The 23,844-nt window shown below is 50.4% G+C and carries 22 protein-coding genes; 3 read left to right on the top strand and 19 right to left on the bottom strand.

Annotated features, from left to right (window positions below; all coding sequences use genetic code 11):
• Window positions 1–71: 71 nt before the first annotated feature.
• The 8 genes from IEV97_RS06970 to IEV97_RS07005 form a co-directional block, all read right to left on the bottom strand.
• Window positions 72–959 carry a class I SAM-dependent methyltransferase gene (locus IEV97_RS06970; protein ID WP_188500781.1) on the bottom strand — a complete coding sequence of 296 codons (888 nt, stop codon included), beginning with the start codon at window positions 957–959 and terminating at the stop codon, window positions 72–74.
• The gene (gene mnmG / locus IEV97_RS06975) at window positions 960–2,822 is read right to left on the bottom strand and encodes a tRNA uridine-5-carboxymethylaminomethyl(34) synthesis enzyme MnmG (RefSeq protein ID WP_188500782.1); all 1,863 of its coding nucleotides are present in this window, start codon (window positions 2,820–2,822) and stop codon (window positions 960–962) included.
• A 67-nt stretch (window positions 2,823–2,889) separates the two neighbouring features.
• On the bottom strand, window positions 2,890–3,318 hold the full coding sequence (gene ybeY / locus IEV97_RS06980; protein WP_188500783.1) for an rRNA maturation RNase YbeY: 429 nt from the start codon (window positions 3,316–3,318) through the stop codon (window positions 2,890–2,892).
• Window positions 3,302–3,727 carry an ATP-binding protein gene (locus IEV97_RS06985; RefSeq protein WP_101444487.1) on the bottom strand — a complete coding sequence of 142 codons (426 nt, stop codon included), beginning with the start codon at window positions 3,725–3,727 and terminating at the stop codon, window positions 3,302–3,304. Before IEV97_RS06985 ends, ybeY begins: the two co-directional genes overlap by 17 nt.
• Window positions 3,728–3,758: 31 nt before the next feature.
• The gene (locus IEV97_RS06990) at window positions 3,759–7,067 is read right to left on the bottom strand and encodes a DUF4175 family protein (RefSeq protein WP_188500784.1); all 3,309 of its coding nucleotides are present in this window, start codon (window positions 7,065–7,067) and stop codon (window positions 3,759–3,761) included.
• Between the two features lie 157 nt (window positions 7,068–7,224).
• On the bottom strand, window positions 7,225–7,986 hold the full coding sequence (locus IEV97_RS06995; protein ID WP_188500785.1) for an exodeoxyribonuclease III: 762 nt from the start codon (window positions 7,984–7,986) through the stop codon (window positions 7,225–7,227).
• A gap of 98 nt (window positions 7,987–8,084) precedes the next feature.
• A complete protein-coding gene (locus tag IEV97_RS07000; protein WP_188500786.1) occupies window positions 8,085–8,435 on the bottom strand; it encodes a hypothetical protein in 351 nt (116 codons plus the stop codon).
• Window positions 8,436–8,538: 103 nt separating this feature from the next.
• Window positions 8,539–8,892, bottom strand: coding sequence for a carboxymuconolactone decarboxylase family protein (locus IEV97_RS07005; RefSeq protein WP_101444491.1), 354 nt, complete (start codon window positions 8,890–8,892; stop codon window positions 8,539–8,541).
• Between the two features lie 95 nt (window positions 8,893–8,987).
• Here IEV97_RS07005 and IEV97_RS07010 point away from each other — a divergent pair, with 95 nt between their 5' ends.
• The gene (locus tag IEV97_RS07010; protein WP_188500787.1) at window positions 8,988–9,674 is read left to right on the top strand and encodes a ComF family protein; all 687 of its coding nucleotides are present in this window, start codon (window positions 8,988–8,990) and stop codon (window positions 9,672–9,674) included.
• A gap of 64 nt (window positions 9,675–9,738) precedes the next feature.
• Here the strand turns inward: IEV97_RS07010 and gldJ are convergent, their stop codons facing one another.
• Both gldJ and IEV97_RS07020 read right to left on the bottom strand, forming a co-directional pair.
• Window positions 9,739–10,974, bottom strand: coding sequence for a gliding motility lipoprotein GldJ (gene gldJ / locus IEV97_RS07015; protein ID WP_188500788.1), 1,236 nt, complete (start codon window positions 10,972–10,974; stop codon window positions 9,739–9,741).
• Window positions 10,975–11,037: 63 nt separating this feature from the next.
• A complete protein-coding gene (locus tag IEV97_RS07020; RefSeq protein ID WP_188500789.1) occupies window positions 11,038–12,051 on the bottom strand; it encodes a PorP/SprF family type IX secretion system membrane protein in 1,014 nt (337 codons plus the stop codon).
• Between the two features lie 106 nt (window positions 12,052–12,157).
• Here IEV97_RS07020 and IEV97_RS07025 point away from each other — a divergent pair, with 106 nt between their 5' ends.
• Both IEV97_RS07025 and IEV97_RS07030 read left to right on the top strand, forming a co-directional pair.
• Window positions 12,158–15,184 (top strand): AsmA family protein, encoded by a 3,027-nt coding sequence (locus IEV97_RS07025; protein ID WP_188500790.1) that lies wholly within the window; start codon window positions 12,158–12,160, stop codon window positions 15,182–15,184.
• A 268-nt stretch (window positions 15,185–15,452) separates the two neighbouring features.
• Complete coding sequence (locus IEV97_RS07030; protein WP_188500791.1) at window positions 15,453–16,244, top strand: DUF4382 domain-containing protein; 792 nt, start codon at window positions 15,453–15,455, stop codon at window positions 16,242–16,244.
• Window positions 16,245–16,367: 123 nt separating this feature from the next.
• On the opposite strand, the gene IEV97_RS07035 is transcribed toward IEV97_RS07030, so the two are convergent.
• The 9 genes from IEV97_RS07035 to fumC form a co-directional block, all read right to left on the bottom strand.
• Window positions 16,368–16,844, bottom strand: a complete 477-nt coding sequence (locus IEV97_RS07035) for a DinB family protein (protein WP_188500792.1) — start codon at window positions 16,842–16,844, stop codon at window positions 16,368–16,370.
• Between the two features lies 1 nt (window position 16,845).
• Complete coding sequence (locus IEV97_RS07040) at window positions 16,846–17,241, bottom strand: DUF6970 domain-containing protein (RefSeq protein ID WP_188500793.1); 396 nt, start codon at window positions 17,239–17,241, stop codon at window positions 16,846–16,848.
• A gap of 96 nt (window positions 17,242–17,337) precedes the next feature.
• Complete coding sequence (locus IEV97_RS07045; RefSeq protein WP_188500794.1) at window positions 17,338–17,724, bottom strand: diacylglycerol kinase family protein; 387 nt, start codon at window positions 17,722–17,724, stop codon at window positions 17,338–17,340.
• 87 nt (window positions 17,725–17,811) lie between these two features.
• Window positions 17,812–18,123 carry a peptide-methionine (R)-S-oxide reductase gene (locus IEV97_RS07050; RefSeq protein WP_188500795.1) on the bottom strand — a complete coding sequence of 104 codons (312 nt, stop codon included), beginning with the start codon at window positions 18,121–18,123 and terminating at the stop codon, window positions 17,812–17,814.
• A gap of 23 nt (window positions 18,124–18,146) precedes the next feature.
• Entirely contained in the window at window positions 18,147–18,542 is a 396-nt protein-coding gene (locus tag IEV97_RS07055; RefSeq protein ID WP_188500796.1) for a methionine-R-sulfoxide reductase, read from the bottom strand.
• A gap of 94 nt (window positions 18,543–18,636) precedes the next feature.
• Window positions 18,637–19,413, bottom strand: coding sequence for an SDR family NAD(P)-dependent oxidoreductase (locus IEV97_RS07060; RefSeq protein ID WP_188500797.1), 777 nt, complete (start codon window positions 19,411–19,413; stop codon window positions 18,637–18,639).
• A 202-nt stretch (window positions 19,414–19,615) separates the two neighbouring features.
• On the bottom strand, window positions 19,616–20,653 hold the full coding sequence (locus tag IEV97_RS07065) for a hypothetical protein (protein WP_188500798.1): 1,038 nt from the start codon (window positions 20,651–20,653) through the stop codon (window positions 19,616–19,618).
• Window positions 20,654–21,119: 466 nt separating this feature from the next.
• Complete coding sequence (locus tag IEV97_RS07070) at window positions 21,120–22,058, bottom strand: TerC family protein (protein ID WP_188500799.1); 939 nt, start codon at window positions 22,056–22,058, stop codon at window positions 21,120–21,122.
• 291 nt (window positions 22,059–22,349) lie between these two features.
• A complete protein-coding gene (gene fumC, locus IEV97_RS07075; protein WP_188500800.1) occupies window positions 22,350–23,747 on the bottom strand; it encodes a class II fumarate hydratase in 1,398 nt (465 codons plus the stop codon).
• Window positions 23,748–23,844 lie beyond the last annotated feature (97 nt).

The following is a 23,844-nucleotide window of genomic DNA, read 5'->3' on the forward strand; positions in this document are numbered from 1 at the left end:
ATTCGTTTAAATGAAAAACAGGCAAACTTTCGCTTGCCTTGTTCTTATTTATTAACACCCGATTGGGGTGCTTATTTTCTTTTTGCTACAAATATCAGGCTCGAATAATCGTTGCCGTTTTTCTCTGCGTAGCTATTGGACTTGTACCCGTTCACTACGCTGCTGATGACCTTTGTCTTTCCCTCCTTCTGTTTCTCACTTAGCATGCTGACGTAGTAGGCATCAAACTTCATAGGCAGCACTTCCTCCAGTTGCATCTTGTGCTTTTTGAGCAGGCGCTTCATAGTCGGCTGTGTGAAATGGTATAGGTGTCGTGGCACATCATAGGCTGCCCAGTCTGCCTTGTACTGCTGCGCATCATGCGAATCGGCGTTGGGAACAGCTATGATCAACGTCCCGTCGTCCTGCAGCAAGTTGATGAGTTCTGCCAACGTTTCGTTTAGCGTATGGATATGCTCCAACACATGCCACATCGTAATGACTTCGAATTTCTCACCAGAGATCTCTTCGAGCCCCTTGGCAATTATTTCCCCTGTCAGGGAGGAGGCTTCCTCGCGAGCACGGATATTTGGCTCGACTCCTCTTATGTCCCAACCGTCCTGCTTGCAGGCATTCAGGAATACGCCCGTCCCGCAGCCATAATCCAAAATGGTTCCCTTGGCTGGGACGTGCCTGTTGATAAGCTCTACTTTTTGCTTCGTCGTAATGGAGCGCACCACATGATAGGCCCTGTTGATAATGCCTGTCTTAATGTTGCTGTGCGATATGTATTCTTCAGATTCGTAATACTTATCAATACTGGCAGCATCCGGCCGTGGGTTTGTAAACTTGAAGTTGCAATTCTCGCACTCCACAATTACAAAGCTCTCTTTCGAGACCGCGTTGTCTGTCACTACCAGGAAGTTTTTAAAATCTTCTTTGCCGCATATCGGGCATTGCTCCAGTCTTTCGTAGCTCATTTATTTTCCAAGGTATACCATTAGTACCGATATGTCAGCCGGTGACACGCCACTGATGCGCGATGCCTGCCCTATGGTTTCAGGCTGTATGCGCAGCAATTTTTCGCGGGCTTCTGCTGACAAGGCAGGTATGTTGCGGTAGTCTATTTTCTCTTTGATGTTATAGTTCTCGAGTTCGCCCATTTTAGCAGCCATGGTATGCTCCTTTACTATGTAGCTCTCGTATTTCACTGCAATCTCAGCCTGTTCTATGCTGTCAGTTTTGAACTTGCTTAAGTATTCTGCTACAGCCGGTACAGCTTCAGCGATGTGCTTTATCTCGATGTTTGGTCGCTTGATCAGTTGGCCTGCACGCTGCTTTTCAACGATTGGAGCGGACCCCATTTGCTCTAGCATGCTGTTGATATCTCCAGGCTCAATCGGCTTGTTATTTAAGTAGGCGATGATATCTGCTGATTCTGTGATCTTCTTATCCACAGTTGCCATGCGGCTTTCATCAGCCAATCCGAGTTCATAGCCCAGCTTCGTCAGGCGAATATCCGCATTATCCTGGCGTAGCAGGATGCGGTGCTCTGCTCTGGAAGTAAACATGCGGTACGGCTCGTCCGTCCCTTTGTTTACCAGATCATCGATCAGCACACCGATATAAGCTTCTGATCGCTTCAGTATAAACGGTGCTTTTTCATTTATCTTGTTGTGCGCATTTATACCTGCCATCAATCCCTGACATGCTGCTTCCTCATACCCTGTCGTTCCGTTGATCTGGCCTGCAAAGTAAAGGTTTTCTACCACCTTCGTCTCCAGCGTCAAGTTGAGCTGAGTTGGTGGAAAGAAGTCGTACTCGATGGCATAGCCAGGGCGGAACATCTTGGCATTCTCGAATCCAACGATCTTCCGAAGCGCTTTCATTTGCACATCTTCTGGCAGAGAGCTCGAGAAGCCATTCACGTATACCTCTACTGTGTTCCATCCCTCTGGTTCCACAAAGATCTGGTGACGGTCACGATCGGCAAAACGGTTAATCTTGTCTTCAATTGATGGGCAGTAACGTGGCCCCAATCCCTGAATACGACCCTGGAACATCGGCGACTTTTCGAAGCCGGTCTTTAGGATCTCATGTACGTCTGAATTGGTATAGGTAATGTAGCAACTGCGCTGTTTTGCCAGTGGCGTCGTTTCAGTGTATGAGAACTTGGATGGATTCTCATCTCCGAACTGCTCTTCCATGCGGCTATAGTCCAGCGAGCGGCCATCCACTCGTGGCGGAGTTCCGGTCTTCATACGGCCTGCCTCAAAACCAAGTTGGATCAGCTGCTCTGTTATCCCTTTCGCTGATTTCTCAGCTGAGCGGCCACCGCCCATCTGCTTCTCTCCAATGTGGATAATACCATTCAAAAAGGTGCCATTCGTTAAGACAACGGCCTTTCCACGTATAGTTATCCCCAGACTAGTGCGTACGCCAACAGCTCTTCCACCCTCTACTTCTATACCTGTCACCATCTCCTGCCAGAAGTCCACGTTCTCCGTTTGCTCCAACGTCAGGCGCCAGGCTTCCGCAAAGCGCATGCGATCGCTCTGTGCACGGGGGCTCCACATGGCAGGCCCTTTGGACTTATTAAGCATGCGGAATTGGATCATGGTCTCGTCGGTGATAATACCGCTCATACCACCCAAGGCATCTACTTCGCGCACTATCTGCCCTTTTGCCACACCGCCCATGGCAGGGTTGCAGGACATCTGGGCAATGGTGTTCATGTTCATGGTTGCCAATAGAACTTTTGAGCCCATTTTGGCAGCGGCGGCGGCAGCTTCACAGCCCGCATGACCCGCACCTACAACTATGATATCGTATTCTGGAAACATTTATTCTGAATTTAGAGATGTTTCACGTGAAACATCAAAGGAGGGTCGGTAATTCCCTTTTTTGCGATTAAAATTTCCGCAAAGATAAGGAAGAATCTTCGAGTTTGCGCATAGCGGCTTCCTGCTCAGGGGTTTTATCTTTAAAACCTAGCAGGTGGAGAACCCCGTGGATGAGGACGCGGTGAAGTTCGTCGTGGAAAGATGTGCCGTGCGTAGCGGCATTATCGCGTACCCGGTCTATGCTTATAAAAACATCACCTTCGATAGTGCCTTCTATATCAGCATTGTCGAAGGTGATGATGTCAGTGAGCGTGTCGTGATCGAGATACTCAACGTTGATCTGGTGCAGGTAATCATCAGAACAGAAAATGTAAGTCAGGCCTACCAGTTCATGCTCGTGACGCTCTATGATGTCTGCGATCCAGTCGGAAATCTGTTCTGGGTTATCCAGCGAGAATTCGATGTCCTCGCTGAAGAACTCAATTAGATGATCCATTCTGTAAAGAAGTGATGTTAAATATGAGTTGTACCTTTTTGCCGTTGTCCAGGAAGTTCACCTCGTCGCACAAATTGCGCATCAGGAAAATGCCGCGGCCACCTGGGTTCTCCAGGTTTTCAGGAGCGGTAGGATCCGGGAGCGTATCGTAATCAAAGCCGGGACCTTCGTCCTCGATTTCAAAAAGAAGCTGGTTGTTCTCTACCTGGAGTGTGAGGTATACTAGTTTTTCCTTGTCGAATTTATTGCCATGGCGGATGGCATTGTTCACAGACTCTGTCACGGCTACCATGATGTTGCCATACACGTCGTCTTCAAACTCGAATTCTTCCTTTGAATTGTCTATGAAGCTCTCTATAACCCGGATGTTCTCGATTAAGGAAGGAATCTGAATTTTAACCTGATTCATATAACTTGTTAGTGATGCTATAAGGTGCGTATTAGTTACTCATATGCTGGAAATACTCGCTGACCTTTTGCTTATAGTATGGCGTAAGCGCCGGTGGTACGGTCTGCAGTAATTCCGTTTGTTTTTCTTTCGTTCTTAAATACTTTTCAAATGACGGCGGAACTCGTCTGGCTACATCCTGAGCGCTCTTTGCCTCACGTTTGTTGTCCAACTCCCGCTCCTTCATAGACTTCTCGGCCTCCAGCAAACGAGTGAGTATTTCGCGCTGTCGCATGATGGTCTGGTCAGTCAAACGTTTATTAACGAGATCAGTCTCGCTTTGTTCCATCATCTTGGTGATATTTCCCAACTCACCGTTGCCGCCCTTTTCGCCGGGTTTTTGGCCCTGCTTTTCCATTTCCTTCAAGGCATTGCGTAGCGCCTCCTGCTCCGCAGCTAATTTAGCTAATTCTTCAGACAGTGCCTTACCCGACTTGCCACCTTTTTTCAATTCGTCGATTTTTTTGTTCAAAGCGTCCTGCATCTGACCAAAATCGCCCGGCTGTGGCTTACTGCCCTTCTGTTTGCTGGCCATATTGCCCTGCATTTGCTGCATGGCCTGCTGCATTTGTTTCAAAGCGTCGTTCAGCATCAAAGCCAGGTTGTTCATGGACGTCATGGCCAGTTGCTGCTGGGCGGTGGCCCGACCCACATTGCGGTCGCGCAGCTCTTTCATGCTGTTGTCCATGCTCTGGTTCATCTGGGCCACCTCACGGGTTACAAACGACTCTAGTTGGAACACTTTCTTGGCGAGGGCAAAAAGGCTATCTTCAATTACCTTAGCATTGTCGCGGAGCGAGAGCTGCTGCTGCGAAAGGGAAATGAAGCGTGGGTCGCTTTGGTTGACGCCCCGGAAGGCCTTCATCACTCCTTCCTGGTCAAAGGAAAGTTTGATCAGGTTCTCCAGAATGTCGCGGAGGTTGTCGAGGTTTTGCTCCATGCCTTGCATGCTCATGCTGTTCTGCATCTGCTCCATTTGCTGGGCCATCTGCTTCATCTTCTCCCCTGCCTTCTGCTGCGACTCGCTGGCTTTTTTGTTCTGCTTCTTTTCAAGCTGCTGCTGCCCCTGCTCCATGCTCTGCTGTATCTGCTGCTGTTCCTGCTGCAGCTGCTGTTCATCCATCTGGTTCGGATTCTGAAGCTTGTCATTGAGCTCTTTGAGGTCCTTCATGTCCTGCTTCAGTTGCTCAAACTCCTTCTGTATGCTTTCCTGCTCCTGCTGCAGTTGCTGGTTGTCTTCCTGTTTCTGTGCGGTCTTGTCGGCCAACTCTTCCTGCTCTTTGGCCATCTCCTCCAGCTTGTTGGTGATGTTGTCGAGCTTTTGCTCAAACTGAAGCTGTTTGAATAACTCCAGTGCCCTTTCGAGTTCACGCTCCATGTTGCGCTCTCGGTTATCGAGTTTGCTCAGCAGTTTCTGTAGTTCGGAATCTTTCGGGCTTTGCTCCTGCAGTAGCTTTTCGAGCTCCTCATACAGCTTTTTGGTTTCTTCGTCCAATAGGCTGTCCATCAGTTTCTTCAGCTCCTGCGCTTTTTCGGCCAGTTGCTTGTCCTGTTCCGAAAACATGTTCTGCTTCTTGTTGAGTTCATCAAAGTGCTCTTTCATCGAAGAGATGTCCTGCTCCAGTTGCTTGCGCTTCTCGGCCAGGTCCTCCAGTTGCTTTTTGTCCTGCCAGTTAAGGTCGCGCTTGGTCTTCATCTTTTCTTCTGACTGAGCGAGCTCCTCCTTCAGCTTTGTGCTTCTCTCCAACGATTTGCTCAACTGGCTCTCCACCGATTGGGCGTTGCTGATCAACTCCTTTTCCAAGTCCTGGCGGCTTGGCACCCGCAGTTCAAAGGAACGCGTGCGTGCGCTCTTGGGACCCTTCAGTCCGTCGTTGTCCCATACCTGCACAAAGTACTCGAGCTTGTCACCAGGGTTAAGCTGCAAGCCGGCTGTGTTCCACTGGTGATAATAGGTCTGGTTAAGTTGCTGCCGGTTCAGTCCGATCGGCACGCTCTTGTACCTGGCTTGCGGATTTTTATCGTTAGTCACTTTATAGTGCAGTACCAGCCGGGTCAGGCCGTAGTCATCCGATATCTCGCCGGCCAGCACTACAAAGCGATAGAGCGCTGAGTCATGGTACTGCTCCAGCGTAATCTGCGGGTGATGGTCAGGTATAGTCGTGATCTGGTAATTGATGTCTTCCTTGTTGGTGCTATGCGCGTTCCGCAGGTTTACCCCATAATTCTGACTTTCGGTAAACTGCTTGGTCGCTGTGTATAAGTTTGCCTTAGATTTAGCTACAAGCGTTTCAGAGGGGTTTTCTAATTTGATTTCAACACGCTCTGTTTCGGTTGCGTCAAAATTCCAGGTGATGGTACTGCCGGCAGGTATAGTGGCGTTGCCGGTGTTCTGGATCAGTTCAGGCTTGCGCTTCAGGTAAGTGGGGTAGGCCACTTCCATATAGAAGTTCTTCAGGCTGGGCCGCGAGAGCAGGTTCAGGTTGTAGTCATCGGACATAAAGCCGGAGCCTTCCAATTGAAACTCCACGGGGCGCTGCAGTTGCCTGAAGGTATAGGTATAGCCATCGCCGTTCTTTTGCAGTCGCTGGCGTCTGCCATTATAGTGGATGTATACTTCATTGGGGATAGTCTTGCCCTCCAGCTGCACTTTCAGCTCAAAGTCCTCTCCTCTGTAGGTCTGGAGGGACTCGTTCTCCAGCACGAACTGGAATGGGGCCAGCGGGGTATAGTGTTTCTTGTAGTTGAGGATGCGCTCGGTGCCCTGTACAAAAATCGTAGGGTATAGCAAAGCGATCAGCAGCATCACGACTGCCGGCAGTGCAATGTATTTTAAAAGCGGCTTGTTTTCGCGATAGGTGACGGCTTCCTCGAAGGGGTAATTGACAAGCTGCGAAGAGCGCTGGGCTATACTGGCTGCAATAAGCTCGTTGGTCCGGTCAAGGTCTTTTAACTGAATGGCATTCAGGAGCTTATCCTTTATTTCGGGATAGTGTTCTCCTACCCTGGCGGCGGCCTGCTCATCGGAGAGCAGTTTCCGGAGATTGGTTAAGGCTGAGAGTGGAAGAATGATCCAGCGAACGAGCGCGTAAATGGTGAGGGCAACGAATGAGAACAGCAAAAAGGCCCGCACAAACACCGGGAAGTAGAAGATGTACTCCAGCAAACTGTACACAATGTAGATGGACATCAGCAAGCCGATGGCGAAAATGCTCCCCCGCAACAATAAGTTGAGGTAGAACTTTTTCTTAAAGGCCTGCAGTTGCTGTAACAACCTGTCCATCGCATCGTGCTGATTCATCTGCCTGATTCTTTAACTGTGACTAACCCATGCTTACAGCTAATGATTAACCTGAGAGGTATAAGTTGTTAAACTATAGAAATTTAAGAGAATCTCCTATAGCCCCTATTATTAAACTGACGACAAGGTCGATTTAGTATACGTACAGTACGTTGCACTATATAATATCCAATAATACAGGGCAGTGATCAGAGTGCTTGGCTTCCGGCAAAATGGCTGCCCGTTGCATGCGGTCCTGCAGATTGCCCGTCACCATGTTATAATCGATACGCCAGCCCAGGTTCTTGGCGCGAGCTCCTGCCCTGTAGCTCCACCAGCTGTAATTATGCGGCTCCTTATTGAAATGGCGGAAGCTGTCCACAAAGCCACTTTCGATAAATTGGGTCATCCAGTTGCGCTCCTCAGGCAGAAAGCCCGAGCTATTGGCATTCGATTTCGGGTTATGGATGTCGATCGCCTGGTGACAGATGTTGTAGTCACCGCTGATCACCATACCTGGCAGCGTCTGCTTCAGGTCGCCGATGTACCCATTGAAATCGTCGAGCCACTGCATCTTAAAGCTCTGCCGCTCGTCACCACTGGAGCCGGAAGGCATGTATACGCTCATGACCGAGAAATCGTCGTAGTCTGCGCGGATCACACGGCCCTCATTATCGTAGCATTCTATGCCACAACCTATCTCCACATGCTTCGGCTTCTCCTTGCTGAGGATGGCCACCCCGCTATACCCCTTCTTAACAGCAGGGTGCAGGTATACGTTATACCCCAGATCTTCAAAGATGGCCCGGTCAAACTTGACTTCACAAGCCTTGATCTCCTGCAGGCAAAGCACGTCCGGGTTGGCAGCTTTCACCCAATCCTGAAATCCTTTGGAAATAGCGGCACGGATGCCGTTCACGTTATAGGTAATAATTTTCATACTTCCTGTTTCACAGTCCATGTATAGGCAGCATGCCTCTCCTTTGTCTATCAGAGGAAACATGCTGCCGGTACAGGTTAAATAATTGGTTTGAGATGTTAGATTTCGTCCGCTCTGTCAAAGTATTCCAGGATGTGCCACTTCAGCATGCGCTCCTGATCTTTCAGGTTGGTGAAAGGGATGGGCTTGACAGAGCGGTAGTGCGGCCAACCTTCTTCGTCAACCCGCTCTAATTCGTAAAAGCCCGACAGACTGAACACCTTGCAGGTGGCGATGTGCATCAGGTCCTGCTTTTCTTCTTTTGTAAAATCCGAGATGCCCCTGCCCAGTTCCTGTATACCTATCAGAAAGAGAATTGCATTCAGGTCAGGCTTTTTCCCGAAAGTCTTCATCATAGAAGCCCGCAGATTAGTCCATCTGTGCTCCAGGTTAGATGATTCGTCGGTCATATAGTTAATTGTTGAATGGCTAAATTGTTTAATTGTTGTCCTCAAGAGTGTATATCCACGAGGAGTAACAATATGATCAACAGTTTAGCATTTGAATTTCTGTTTAAGAAGCGCTTTGCTGGGCTTTAAGTTCCTCCCAATACTCCACGGCGCGGCGGAAATGCGGGATCACGATAGAGCCGCCCACCAGGTTGGCGATCGAGAAGACCTCAAACACCTGCTCATCTGAAACACCCTCTTCAAAGCATTTGCCCAGGTGGTACTTGATGCAATCGTCGCAGCGGAGCACCATGGAAGCCACCAGGCCGAGCATCTCCTTGGTTTTTACATCGAGGGCACCCTCTGCGTAGGTGTTGGTATCGAGGTTAAAAAAGCGCTTGATTACTTTGTTGTCGTACGACATGATGCGTTCGTTCATGCGCGTACGGTATTCGTTGAATTCTTCTATCTGACTCATTGTTGTGTGTGCTGTTACTGTTTTAAGCTTTTAAAAGTATAATAGATAAAGTTAATCGAAATTATCAAGAATACCTTAACCACAACAGCGCCGCTATGTTACAGGATTTCCTGTCCCTGCTTTTCCCGGAGATATGCCATGCATGCGACCAGCCATTGGCCCGGGGTGAGCGTTATATCTGCACCGAGTGCAACGTAAAACTCCCTTATACCGACCTGCACCTGCACGGCGCAACTGAGTTGAACTGCCTGCAACAAAGGTTCTGGGGTAAGGTGCCGGTTCGGTTCGCTTTTTCTTACCTGCATTTCAGATCCAAAGGGCGCGTGCAGCGTGTGCTTCACAAGCTCAAGTATAAAGGTGCGCAGGAACTCGGGGAGCACCTGGGCAAACGGTACGGAGCCATTCTCTTAGACCAGGGATATGCCGTGCACTTTGATCTGATTGTGCCTGTGCCGCTTCACCGCCTGAAACTGCGGCGCCGTGGCTATAACCAGTCCGAGGGTTTTGCGAAGGGGTTGGCGGAGGCTTTGCAGATTCCGTGGAGTAACAGGGTGCTGGAGCGCGCAGTGGACACCGACTCGCAGACAAAGAAAAGCCGTCTCGACCGGTGGCAAAATGTGGAGCAGGTGTTTGCTGTCAAGCAGATGGAGGCAGTAAAGGGGAAGCGCATTCTGCTGGTGGACGATGTGCTGACTACCGGCGCGACGTTGGAAGCCTGCGCCCAAGCACTGCTGCAGAAGGGATGCAGCGAAGTGAGCGTGACCACTATTGCGGCGGCCTAGGTATAAATGCAAAAAGCCCGGGTAAGTCCCGGGCTCTTTAAAATATAGTATTAACTGTTAGTTCTTATCTGTTAGATCCTGCGTTGATCATCGCACAACGGAAACCGATTGTTGCTGTAGACGAATCCTGTGCCATGAATCTTCTGGTACCTGGAGACAACCAGTAGGCTACGTCTTTCCATGAACCACCTTTGAAAACGCGCACTTCGTTGCTGATCAGGGAGTGGAAGCCTTCAGAAGTGTCGTAGTTTTCAGCTTCGTCCTGGTAGCCGTCTCTGCGGAACGGGTTCAGGTCTTCCACATCCTGGAAGGAAAGCGGACGGTACACGTCCTGCACCCACTCGTTTACGTTACCAGCCATATTGTACAGACCGAAGTCGTTTGGCGGATAAGCGTAGATGTAGTCCGTGATCATGGCACCGTCGTTGAGTGAACCGGCTACACCTGCATAGTCACCGCGACCGCGCTTGAAGTTCGCCAGGAACTGGCCCATTTTCTTGCCGTGCGGGTTACGCAGCTGGTGGCCATCCCAAGGGTATAGTCTTCTGTTGTTCTGGTTTTCGTCTTCGTTGTACTGCGTACCGATCAAAGCCTGGGCGGCGTACTCCCACTCAGCCTCTGTTGGGAGACGGTAGTTCGGCAACACATAGCCAGACTCGATGGAAAGGGCTGTTGCTTCAGTTGCTTCCTCCGTACGGTTTCTACCGAAAAGACCTCTTCTCTTTTTACCACCAGTTGTTGCTTCTTTGGCCAGGTTCTCGTTCACCTTAGCCGTACGCCAGGTGCAGTAATCATTGGCCTGTAGCCAGCTAACACCTACCACCGGGAAGAAACGGAAACCAGGGTAACGCAGGTAATACGTTACGTAAGGGTCGTTGAAAGAAAGCTGACGGGACCATACAGTCGTGTCCGGAAGAGCAGCTACGTATACCTCAGGTATAGAGTCACGCTTCAGGTAGTGCAGGTACTCCAGCCAGTGGATGTTAGCCACCTCGGTTTCGTCCATGTAAAAAGAAGCTACCGTTACCGTGCGCTCGATATTATCGCGGGTCATGGCAATGTCCTCCTCCATAGAGCCCAGCGTGGTACGGCCGCCTTCAATAAATACAAGACCCGGTGCCTGAGGGAAATCCTCGTAGTCGTTTACCTGAAACGCCGTTTCGTCCTCGTTGTATTCTATACCCGTGGCTGAGCTGTAATCGCCTGGGTCAGTGCTAGTTGGATAGCCACCACCTTTTCCGCATGACGCAAGGAGAGCCCCTCCTACTACAACGGCTGATACATACTTAATAAGCTTCATAGATTAGGACCTACTAATGATAAGGTTCTTTTAATGTAATTTAACGTGCAATTATAACTAAATTCAGAATGCCGGACAAACAATGTTATGGTTTATTTTGGACGATCGACGGCCTGTGAACAAATTATTTAAGTTAAGTTGTTCAAAAACGAGCGAAATTTCATTCGCGCCTCCCGCCTGTCTGCCAAAACCCTTCACTCCCACGTCATGGCTGAAGCCGATGCGGAGCCTGTTGAGGCTCACACCTGCGATTACGCCTAAGCTCTGATCCTGGTCGGCACCCGTTACAGGTACTCCTTTATATATTACTCCTAACGCCAAAGGCGAATAGATAGTATACAGGGCTAAATCAACGCGGCTAAAATTTTGCTGGTGGGTAAGATTCAGGGCCGGACTTACGCTAAACTCCGCGTTGTTGCGCCCCAGGCCGGTGCTAAGATAAAACTTATACCCGGCATTCGCCACAAAGCGCAGGGGCAGGCGGGTGGTCTCATCAAAGCCATAGTTTGGCTGGTTGAGGTGCGATACGTTGAGCCCCGCCCAGAAATTGTTATTGTACAAGATGCTGCCTACAGCAAAGCTCACATAATTAGTGGGGTCAAATTGATTAGCCTCGGCAGAAGTAAGGGCAGTTTGGCCGTAGTCGGAGAGCTGGTCGCCAAACACCAGGTTGTCGTAATTGACACGGAGTGAGGCAATCGTAGTCTGAAGGCCTGCAGCAAGAGCCAGGTTGTCCGTCAGGCGGGTGTGGTAGGCGTACGCCAGGGCGGCCTGCAGTTTTTGTAATCCGCCAATACCGGCGCGGTCTTGCTGCAGGACCATCCCAATTGCACTTTTGGTGCCCTCAAAACGATAGTCGGCCGAGACCTGGTTGGTAATGAAGGAGCCGTTCAGCGAAGGCCACTGGTTGCGGTGTGCAACGGCCACACTCCAGTCGCGGCCCAGCCCGCTGAAGGCAGGGTTCAGGTATAGCCGGTTGGCGTACTGTTGCGTAAAATGCGCATCCTGCCCTGTTGCCCGCAGGCCACAGAGGGAGATTATCAGGCAAAAAAGTAATTTTGTGAGGCCTATACGCATACTATCAGTACTCCTGAACGGTTATTGCTACAGCACTTGTATAATTTCCGCATGGTTTTCGCTATAAAATTATATAGCTTAGCTTTTACTAAACGCAACCACCTATATGAAAAAAGTAGTTATCGGTTTTTTTGTCTTCTTAGCGGTGCTGTTGGCACTGGCAGCCTTAGTGCCCCTGCTCTTCAAAGATAAAATTAAACAGGCCCTGGACAAAGAGATCGCCAAGAATATCAACGCTTCTGTTGTGTATGCGACAGATGATGTAAGCCTTTCCCTTTTTCGCGATTTCCCGAACATGTCGCTGGGCGTGGAGAACCTGCTGGTTGTTGGCCAGGATTCTTTCGCAACTGACACGCTGGCAAAAGTCCCTTCCTTCCGGATGGGCCTTGACCTGATGAGTGTCATTACGGGCAACCGGGTGAAGGTGAACAGCATCAAACTCGACGACCCGACCATCCGTCTGCTCGTGCTCAAGAGCGGCAAGGCAAACTGGGACATCTTTCTAACAGATACTACCACAACTGCCGAAGCCGACACGGCAGCCAGCGACTTTCGCATGGCGATCAAGCGATGGGACATCAACAACGGGACCCTGTTCTACGACGACCTGAGCATTCCTTTCGGATTGGCGGCCTACAACGTGCAGCACACCGGTAGCGGCGACTTTGAGAAGAGCGTCTTCGATATGAAATCGCAGACCACGGCCGACCGTTTTGTGATGACCTACGACGGCGTGAACTACATCGAAAACGCGGTGCTGGACGCCGACGTCACCATGGCCATGGACCTGGATAAGTTCCTCTTTACTTTCAAAGACAACCACATCCGCATCAACGAACTGCCGGTTCAGTTTGCCGGTACCATTTTGATGCCGGAAGAAGACATTGACCTCGACCTGACCTTTAAGGCGGCTGACACCGACTTCCGCAGTGTGCTCTCCGTGGTGCCAGGTATGTTCAAAGAAGATTTCAAGGACATTAAGACCGAGGGTAACCTGAGTTTTGACGGCTATGTGAAGGGCCGCTTTAACGACACCCTGATGCCGGGTTTTGGCACGGAGCTGAAAGTGTCGGAAGGGATGTTCAAGTACCCTGACCTGCCACAGGCCGCCCGCAACATCAACGTAGACATGCGCATCGACAACCCGGATGGCAACATGGAGAACACCGTGGTGGATGTGCGCAAGTTCCACATGGACATGGGCAAAAACCCGATTGACGCCCGTGTGCTGGTGAAAGGTATAGAAGTGATGCAGGTGGACGGTAACGTGAAAGCCAACATCGACCTGGAGGAGGTAACCAAGGTGTTTCCCGTGGAAGGAATGACGCTGCGTGGGCTCCTGAAGGTGGACGCCGACGCGAAGGGTACCTACAGCGAGAAGAGCATGCCGGTAATAGACGCCGACATGCGCCTGACCAATGGCTACGTGAAGTCAAAGGATTTCCCCGCCCCTATCCAGAATCTGAGTGCAGTGGTGAACATCCTCAACAAAACAGGCAACACCGATGACACCCGCATCAACATTGAGCGCTTCAACATGACGCTGGACGGCGAGCCACTGGAGGGCCGCATGCTCGTGCAAGGTATAGAGCACCCTGCTTTCGACGGGCAGATCAAAGGAATACTGGATCTGGAGAAGCTCACCAAGATTTTCCCGCAGGAAGGTATGACCGTGACAGGTCGCATCAACGCCAACGTGGCGGCCAAAGGCAAAATGACCGACATCGAGGCTGAAAGGTATAACAACATCACCGCCAACGGCACCATGGGCATCAAAAACCTGAACTTTGTGAGCACTGACCTGCCACAAGGGTTAAAGATCAGCAGCGCCGATGCCGTGTTCAACAACGAGCGCATCCAGCTCAACAACATGAACGGCTTCCTGGGCCAAAGCGACTTCAAGGCCAGCGGTACCGTGTCGAACTACATCGGTTATGCCCTGGCCGAGAACCAGTCGCTGCGTGGTAACTTCAACCTGAGCTCCAACACCTTTAATGTGAACGAGTGGATGGTGGACGAAAATACCGGGCAGACCACAGATGCCACAGCCGAGGCCGAGGGCGTAGTGGCAGTACCGGAGAATCTGGACATCACACTGAATGTGGATGCCAAGCAGGTGCTTTATGACAACCTGAAACTCAGCAATGTGGACGGCCGCGTGCTTGTGAAAGACAAAGTAGCCCGGTTGGAGGCTGTGAAATTCAACACGCTGGGCGGTGCTTTTGTGGCCAGTGGCAGTTACAATACCCAGAGCCTGAAGCAGCCGCTATTTGACATGAAGCTGGATGTGCAGAACCTGAGCTTTAAGGAGGCCTTCAACGCCTTCAACACCATCAAAGTGATTGCCCCTATCGCAGGTCTGCTGGACGGTACCTTCTCCACCAAGTTCAACTTTAACGGAGAGATAGGCCAGCACATGACCCCGGTATTCAAAACGCTGGACGGCTCAGGTATAATCGATGTGGTGAAAGCTGCCGTGAGCGATGTGAAGATTGTAGACCAGATCAGCAGGCTCACCCATTTTGAAGAGCTGCAGAACTTTGTGATCCAGAACAAGCGCATCGATGCCCAGATCATAGACGGCAGCCTGGTAATTCGCCCGTTTGACATGAAAGTAGGCGATATCCAAATGACCGTGGGAGGCTCTAACAACGTGAACGGCAACATCGACTATGTAACCGCGCTTAACGTACCTGCCGGCAAAATAGGCCGTGAGCTGAACACCCGACTGGGCAGCCTGATCGGTAATGAGGCCCTGAAGACATCGGACCGCATTACCCTGAACCTGAACATTGGCGGTACCCTGTCTGATCCTCGCGTGGCCTTGGCGGGCGGCAGTGCCAAGGGGCAGGCCAAAGACCTGGTGGAAAGTGTGGTGAAGAGCAAAGTGGATGACGCGAAAATGCAGCTGGAGCAGAAGAAGCAACAGATGCAGGACAGCGTGCGCAACGAGCTCGATCGTCGCCGTCAGGAAGCGGAGGATAAGGCACGTCAGGAACTGGAGAAAAAGCGACTGGAAGCTGAAAAGCAGATCAAAAAGCAGGCGACAGATAAGATAACGGACTTCCTGAAACCCAAGGCAAAACCGGCTACCCCCCCTGCGCAGCCTGATACCACAAAGGTACAGCAGTAGTAAAATGTAATTTTAATAAAGGTGAGGCCCTAAGGCAATTGCACTCTTTTTAACAAGCAAAAGCCGGCAGCGGATAATCGTTGCCGGCTTTTATTTTCCTAAAGCTATATAACATTGTTAGACTATTTATCGTTTTGCAGTCGCAGGGATCTGTGAAACCAAACAAATCCTTATTCCTGATTAAATAAAATATAGCGATATCTGATTCTTCATTCTATCTTCATTTAAGGTACAGATATTTGCTATGAAACTTAAATATGCAATTTTTATGAAAACAAGATTTGTAATTCCTTTTCTGATGAGTGGCCTGGTGTGGTTCAGCTCTTGTGATAGCGAGTCAGACAGCAATGGCACTGCCCGTATGGAAGTGCGCATGACAGACGCGCCCGGCGACTATGAAGAGGTGAACGTGGACATCCGCTCCGTGCAGATCCACAAAGAGAGTACTGACAGCGAAAGCGGCTGGCAAACGCTTGACGAGATCAACCCGGGTGTATACAACCTGCTTGACTTTGCCAACGGACGCGACACGCTGCTTGCTTCTGCCAACCTGCCGGCGGGTACTATTTCCCAAATTAGACTGGTACTGGGCGAGAACAACTCGCTTAAACTTAAGAACGGCGATATAGTTGGTCTGAAAACTCCAAGTGGACAAACCTCAGGCGTGAAGCTGCAGCTGAATGCTGACCTGAGAGAGGATGTGACTTATGTGGTGTTGCTCGACTTTGACGCGGCCAAGTCGGTTGTAGCCAGAGGAAACGGTCAATATAACCTAAAGCCCGTAGTCCGCACAATCACGCAGGCTGTGGCAGGCGGTATTAAAGGCCGGGTAACGCCAGCCGAAGCCAAGCCTGGCATCTATGTGATCTCCGCTGCAAACGACACCATTGGCGGGTTTGCCAATGAAAACGGCGATTTCCTGATCAAAGGTGTGAAAGCGGGTACCTACTCAGTGAAGTTCTATACCGCGGGTGCTGTAAACGACACGACTCTGACAAACATCAGCGTTTCACAGGATCAGATCAAAGACCTGGGCACGGTTAAGTTGCCAACAAAATAAGTTTTAGGAACAAGCTATACCTGGCTTGTCCTATCTCCGAAGCAAACAAAAAGGGAGCTCTTCGTAACGAAGAGCTCCCTTTTTGTTTAAAGTCTGAATATCTAAAAGTCCTTTGCCGACCAATTAATATACCTGCCCCATCAGTTCGCGCACATACGTTACGTAGTCGGTGTTGGGCGGCGTGTGGCCGCACTTGCGCAGATCAGTGGCTACCTGGGCACGGTGGTAGGTGGCATGGTTGAAGGCGTGTGTCAGGATGTCGAGCACGCGGGTGCTGTACTTGTGGCCCTGGCTGTTGGTGTAGTCGATCAGGCGGTTAAACTCGTCCTCGTCGGAATTTGAAACCAGTTCGGCTATTTTGTAAGAAGCATACTGGTGCAGCTTGTGCAGTTCCTCTAGGTTGTGCTCCTGCCATACCTTCACCGGGCTTTCGGTGCCGGTGATGCGGGCTATCCAAATGGCCTGCGCATTTAGGGCGTGGCTGAACAGGCGCGCTGCGTTAGCGGGTAGCTCTGGCAGTGAGTCGAATACCTGCAGCATCGTCTGATTAGCCCAGATGTTATATTCCGAAAGGTTCTTTAATACGTCGTTTCCAGTCATCTCAATTATATTCTCTTTTATCTTCCCAAATCAAGGTCTCGTTTGTCCTGGCGTCCAGAAAGTCCGCGCAGCGACCGTCGCCCTGGCCCGTTATGCCGCCTTCAGGCTCACACAGCAGGTTACCGTCGGTGTCGTATACCCTGGAGGGGATGTCGCAGCAACGGCTGGTCAGGTAGTAGACTTCCTGCCCGTTATAGGTATAGCGGTATACCTTGGCTGGCGGGTTGGCTACGTCTTCCTGCTCCAGTTCACGGATGAGCTCGCTTAGCCAGCCTGTCGGAGCGGCCTTTCCCTGTTGTACTTCAGAAGTTGCAGGACTGCCTGCCGTCTGGCAACTGACAGAAGCCGTCATCAGCAAGAGTGCAAGTGCCCACACAGGTATTTTTGGTGCAGCCATAGCGGTTAATTTTCAAACGAAGCGCAAAGGTACGACATTTAAGGCTAAACACCGATTCCGGCGCAGCATTATACCTATACCTGCCTTTTGCGGCAATTACAATTCAGTGTTTACGTACCCGACCCAATAAGGTATGAAGATGAACAAGCCGACAACCGCAGCGGTAATGGCGGCCATCAGCACGGCGCCGGCCGCCAGGTCTTTGGTCTTGCCTGCCAGTGGGTTGTGCTCCGGCGACACCAGGTTGGTGAGCGTTTCGATGGAGGTGTTGAAGATCTCCGCCACCCACACCATGCCAATGCAAAGAATAAGCAGGCACCACTCCACGCGCGTAACTTCAAAACCATAAGCCATGCCCAGCACAACGATGCTGGCCAGCACATGCAACTGCATGTTACGCTCGGAGCGGAAGACGGCTGTCAGACCATTAAAAGCAAACCGGAAACTGTTTAGGCGGCTTCTGATAAAAGAGGGTCGGCTCATGCTAGCGTATGTCAGGGTGAGGATATTCGGTTTTTGCTGTGGTTTACTGTGCAGGCAGGTATAAAGTTAAGGTATAGCCCACTCACGTTAATCTACAAATCGGATGGCGGCCTGGTTGATGCAGTAGCGGAGTTGCGTGGGCGTGCGTGCGTCCTCGAAAAGGTGCCCCAGGTGCTGGCCGCATTTGCCACACAACAGCTGCGTGCGATCTCGTCCATAAGTGCCAAGCGCCTTGTGGATAACATGGTTGCCAAACTGCTCCCAGAAGCTGGGGAAGCCGGATCCGACCTCAAATTTCCTGCTCGCCTCAAACAGCGCATAGCCGCAACCGGTACAGACATAAGAGCCGGCGCTATGTGCGCGGTCTCTGGCCGATACCTGTTGCCTGTGCTTAAACATGTGCCTGCGGCTATACCTGTGGTTTACTTCTCCAGTTCTTCGACCGGTACAAATTTCATGGAAAGGGAATTGACGCAGTGGCGCACGTTCTTCGGAGTGAGGTACTCGCCCTCAAACACGTGGCCCAGGTGGCCGCCGCAGTTGGCGCATACGATCTCGGTGCGGTGTCCGTCCGGGTCAGGTATACGCTTTACGGCGCCCGTTATCTCGTCGTCAAAGCTTGGCCAGCCGCAGTTTGATTCAAACTTATACTCGGAGGTATAGAGCGGCGCATTGCAGCGGCGGCACAGGTATACCCCTTCTCCTTTAAATTTATTGTATTCACCAGTACCCGGGTATTCGGTGCCCTTGCGCACGATGATGCGCTCTTCGTCTGGTGTCAATTTGTTATATTCAGATGGGTCTTTCGCGATTTTCATAAGCTTAATAGTAATGTATTTGTGTATACAAAGGTATACAAATAACGCACCACAAGGGTATTTGTGACAGGATGGCGGAGGTATAGGCTACAGGCTATGCCCCCTGCCCCATGTACTGCGACAAGCCGCCGTCCATAAAATAGCTCGATCCGGTCACATAGTCAGCGTCCGACGAGGCCAGGAACAGCACTACTTTGGCGATCTCCTCAGGCTTGCCCGCCCGCTTCATCGGGATGTTCTGTTCGCTCTCTTCACGTTTTTCCTTATCGTCTACCGCTTCCTGGTTCATGGGTGTCAGGATCATGCCGGGGCAAACGTTGTTTACGTTGATGCCGTCCTCGGCCAGTTCCAGCGCCAGGGTGCGGGTGAGGTTGCGCACACCGGCTTTGGAGGCGCAGTAGTCCGCCGTGCCCGCCGACACGATCTCCTCGTGCACCGACGATACATTGACGATCTTGCCTTTGCCGCCCTGCTGTTTGCGGTGCCGGATAAAAGCGCGGGAGCAAAAGAATGTGCCATACAGATTGGTCCTGATCGTTCTGTCGAAAACTTCGGTGTCCATGTCGGCTACGTTGATGCCAGAGCCGTTTACTGCGGCGTTATTCACAAGTATATCGATGGAGCCGAACTCTTTCAGGGCCTGCTCAAAAAGCTTTTCCACTGCCTGCTCATCGCTGATATCCACTTGAAGCACCATGCCCTTGCGGCCCTGTTTCTTGACCTCGCTCAGTGTTTTTTCAGCACCTTCCTTATCGGTGTGGTAGGTCACAACGACATCGGCCCCTTCTTTGGCGAATTCGATTGCAGTGGCCTGTCCAATGCCGGAGTCGGATCCGGTGATTAAAGCAACTTTATTTTTGAGTCTTTCCATAGCGTAGGTTTTAGAGGTATAAGCATGTAGCTTGTTCGCTTCCATACTTCCTAAAGCATACTGTTTGGGTGGGGCGATTGTTTTGATGATGCTACTTATTGGGGATGGGCTTACGTCTCCCCTACTCGTTTTTTTAATTAGCCTACACATAAAAAAAAGCAGCCCCTCTCAGAGCTGCTTTCCTGTTTATGTATTTCCAATCCTACTCTTCTAACTTAAGCGGGTAATCAGAGCAGCGGGCTTCTATTACCCTGAAACTGCCATACCGTTTCTTCAATGATGCATTGTGGTCTGCATTGACAGGTATAAGCTGCTTTTCGCCGCGTTGTGTTCTAATCTCCAGCAATTCTCCCAGTGGGTTGACGAGTGGGTTGGCCTGTGAACCTGCGATCTTAAACGCAGTGCCAGGCTTCATGCCCTTGGCCTCAAAAAGCACGTCGCCGCTGTTCCCCTCCTGCACCGACTTAACGGTGACATTGGCAGGCTGCTCGCCAGTATACTCCAGCCACAAGGTATGCACAGCTCGGTAGCGGGTTTCATCATAACGACCCTGGCCATCCACGCAAAGCTGCAATCTGGCTATAGCCCCAGAGCCGACTTTGCTGCGCTCATCACCAAAAGTCACAATAGCCTTGGCTACGCCAGGTATGTTGCCAAAAGATACGATAACAGCCGAGTTTTTCGCTCCAGTCGGTATTTCTCTTTGATGCAGCAATTGCCCGTTGCGACTATACAACTCAACCTTTGAGCCTTTATCTTCTGCTGCAACATCTGTAAAAACCATGGTTTTCATAGTAACAACGCCAACAGGAGCAAAGTCCATGATCACACGGCCACCATCACGGTTTGCCTTAGTGCCTGTTTCGTCCGGTACAGTAAGTATGCCTCCAAACATACCTAGCATCTGTGCATCAAAGGGGTTGGTAAGGTCTGTTGCCGGGTCGCGTGGGTCGAGTAACAACCCCTCTGTTGCGGGCAGGTATTTGCCGTTGTGTCCTCTTCGTTGAGCCGTTACGGTCATGATCAACCCGTCCTCTTCTATTAGGTTCACGTGTCGCGGAAGCGCTCCTGTCCCCATGCTCTGCACCAGGTTGCAGGTGCTCGGGTCATAGCCCACTAACTCACTTTGCTGATTGACCTGCATTGGCTCTACCAAGTCCTGGTCTGCATTGCGTTCGCATGAAAATAAGAAAAGACTGGCGAACGCCATGGCAAGGGTTTTTGTATTTATTGTTTTCATAGAATAATGTATAGTTTGAAAAATGAAATAAGTATCCTGAGAATTAGCTTTTCAACTAAAACATATAAATTGTATTATATAATGTGGTTTAATTATGTTGATTTGAAATCAAACGTATCGTGCTCTGATGCGATTTGTCTGATCAGGGGGGTTTTTTACTAAAAAGGAAAGGTAGTACACTAAATTTATTTACTGATTCTGGATACGAAGCTTATTTAAAATCAGTTTTAAAATTTGTGCTGAAATTGAATTTTTTTTAAGTAGAGCTCCAAGTGTTACTTGGGTGGATTACCCTTTTGTTGGGATTGTATTTACCAATTGTGATGTAGGGACAGTAGGATTTTTTTGTAGCCAAGCAAAAAAGCAGCCCCTTCCGGAGCTGCTTTCTCTGTTGTCTCAGTTAAATTGTAAAGCTTCCATTAGGCAGCAGCTTTGTGCTGCTTCTAACCGAAGGAAAGAATCGTTACTACATCCCCTGCCCGTTCATTTTATTGTCTCTTCTCGTTTTCACAAAAGACAAAACGATACTAAAGATCAGGATGATAGCAATTACCAGCAGGGATATAAAAGTAGGGATCTTGAAGATATCGATCAGTAGCATTTTCGTGCCTACAAATGCCAGTATGATGGCAAGGCCGTAGGACAGGTAAACAAAACGGTCCACGACGTGGGCAAGGGCGAAATACAGCGAACGCAGGCCCAGGATGGCAAAAACGTTGGAGGTATAGACGATGAACTGGTCCTGCGTAATGGCAAGTATGGCCGGAATGCTGTCCACGGCGAAGATCAGGTCAGTGGTTTCGATCAGTACCAGGACAAGGAACAGTGGGGTTGCGAACCGCTTGCCATCTAGCTTCACAAAGAATTTATCACCATGCAGTTGATTCGTAACCGGCATCATCCTTCTAAAGAACTTCATAACCGGGTTGTTTTCCGGATCGATTGCAGTGCCCTTCTCCGTAAACATCTTATAGCCGGTATAGATCAGGAAGGCACCGAAAATGTAAATGGTCCAGTGAAACTTTTCGATGAGGGCAACGCCGGCGAAAATAAAGATCACGCGCATAACGAGCGCCCCCAGTATACCCCAAAACAGGATCTTGTGCTGGTAAATGGGAGGTATCTGGAAATAACCGAAAACAAGCACAAACACGAATATGTTGTCTACACTCAGCGATTTCTCAATAAGGTAACCGGTCAGAAACTCGATCGCTTTCGCCTCACCAAACCAGTAGTAAATAAGCCCGTTAAAAGTTAAGGCGAGGCTGATCCAGACGCCCGACCAGGTCAGGGCTTCTTTGACAGAAACTACGTGTGCCTTCCGGTTAAAAACCCCCAGGTCAAGGGCAAGCATGAGCAGTACGAATACGTTGAATCCAATCCAGAATGAAGCGGTTACTTCCATAAGTGTTTTTATAATTAAAATTAAGCCACAAGGCTTTTAAGGTGTTTGTTGTAAGCAGGACCTGTTTTGTGTACAAATTTAATCAGAACGGGTTCTAGGCACATGATGTTTTTAACTACAGGCACCAAAATAAGATAGAAAACACGAAAAGCAGCCTAAACAGCAACTACTTTTCCTTAAACTAATAGTGGCTATAGAAGAATAGATGTATAAAGTATAGGATGTTTCATTGTAAAACTAAAAAGCAGCCCCTAATGGAGCTGCTTTTCCTTTGTAAGTCAAATGTATCTTTTACTTCTTCAAGCTGCCGATCATGTCTTCCGGCTTCACCCACTCGTCAAACTGCTCGTTGGTCAGGTGGCCAAGTTCAATAGCTGCCTGACGAAGCGTAGTGCCCTCTTTATGGGCTTTCTTAGCGATGGCGGCGGCTTTGTCGTACCCGATGTGTGGGTTCAGGGCCGTTACCAGCATCAGCGAGTTCTCCAGGTTGTGCTTGATGCGCTCTCTGTTTGGCTCTATACCTACGGCACAGTGCTTGTCGAACGAGTCGCAGGCGTCGCCTATCAACTGGGCGCTCATCAGCAGGTTGTATATCATCACTGGCTTGAACACGTTCAGCTCGAAGTGGCCGTTCATGCCGCCTACAGAGATGGCTACGTCGTTGCCGATCACTTGGGCGCACACCATGGTCATGGCCTCAGCCTGGGTTGGGTTTACCTTGCCCGGCATGATAGAGGAGCCCGGCTCGTTTTCAGGTATCAGGATCTCGGCTATACCTGAGCGCGGACCAGAGGCCAGCAGACGGATGTCGTTGGCGATCTTCATCAGCGATACAGCCAGCTGCTTCAGGGCGCCGGATGTCTCCACCATCGCGTCGTGCGCGGCAAGCGCCTCAAATTTGTTCGGGGCTGTACGGAAGTCGTGGCCGGCGTACTTCGATATCTTCTCGGCAACCAGCTCTGCGTAGCCAGCCGGTGTGTTCAGGCCCGTACCCACGGCAGAGCCGCCCAGCGCCAGGTCCTTCAGGTGGTCCAGCGTGTTTTCCAGCGCCTTCATGCCGTACTCCAGCTGCTTCACGTAGCCCGACAGTTCCTGGCCCAGTGTCAGCGGCGTGGCGTCCATCAGGTGCGTACGACCGATCTTCACCACGTCCATAAACTCCTCCGACTTGGCCTTCAGCGTGTCGTGCAGTTTCTTTACCATCGGCAGCGTATGCTCCACCACTTTCTTGTAAGCGGCAATGTGCATGGCGGTCGGGAAGGTGTCGTTCGATGACTGCGACTTGTTCACGTCATCGTTCGGGTGAATCTTCTTTTTCTCGTCCATCAGGTTGCCGCCCAGCACCACGTGCGCACGGTTGGCCACCACTTCGTTCACGTTCATGTTCGACTGTGTGCCCGAGCCTGTCTGCCATACCACCAGCGGGAACTGGTCGTCCAGCTTGCCTGCCAGTATCTCGTCGCATACCTGCGAGATGATGTCGGCTTTGTCCTGCGCCAGCACGCCCAGCTCGGCATTGGCCTGCGCCGCCGATTTTTTCAGGATGGCAAAGGCCTCAATTACCTCTTTCGGCATCTGCTGACCACCGATCGTGAAGTTTTCTTTTGAGCGCTGTGTCTGCGCGCCCCAGTATTTGTCGGCAGGCACCTCAATCGGGCCCATCGTGTCTTTCTCTACGCGAACTTGCATATCGTTTATACTTAGGTTTAAAGGATCAGTTTAACTCCGGCAAAACTACGAAAATATTCTTTCACGGCCGCTTTACAGGTATAATCAAGGTATAGCC

Source organism: Pontibacter amylolyticus, assembly GCF_014638845.1.
GTDB classification, from domain to species: Bacteria; Bacteroidota; Bacteroidia; order Cytophagales; family Hymenobacteraceae; genus Pontibacter; species Pontibacter amylolyticus.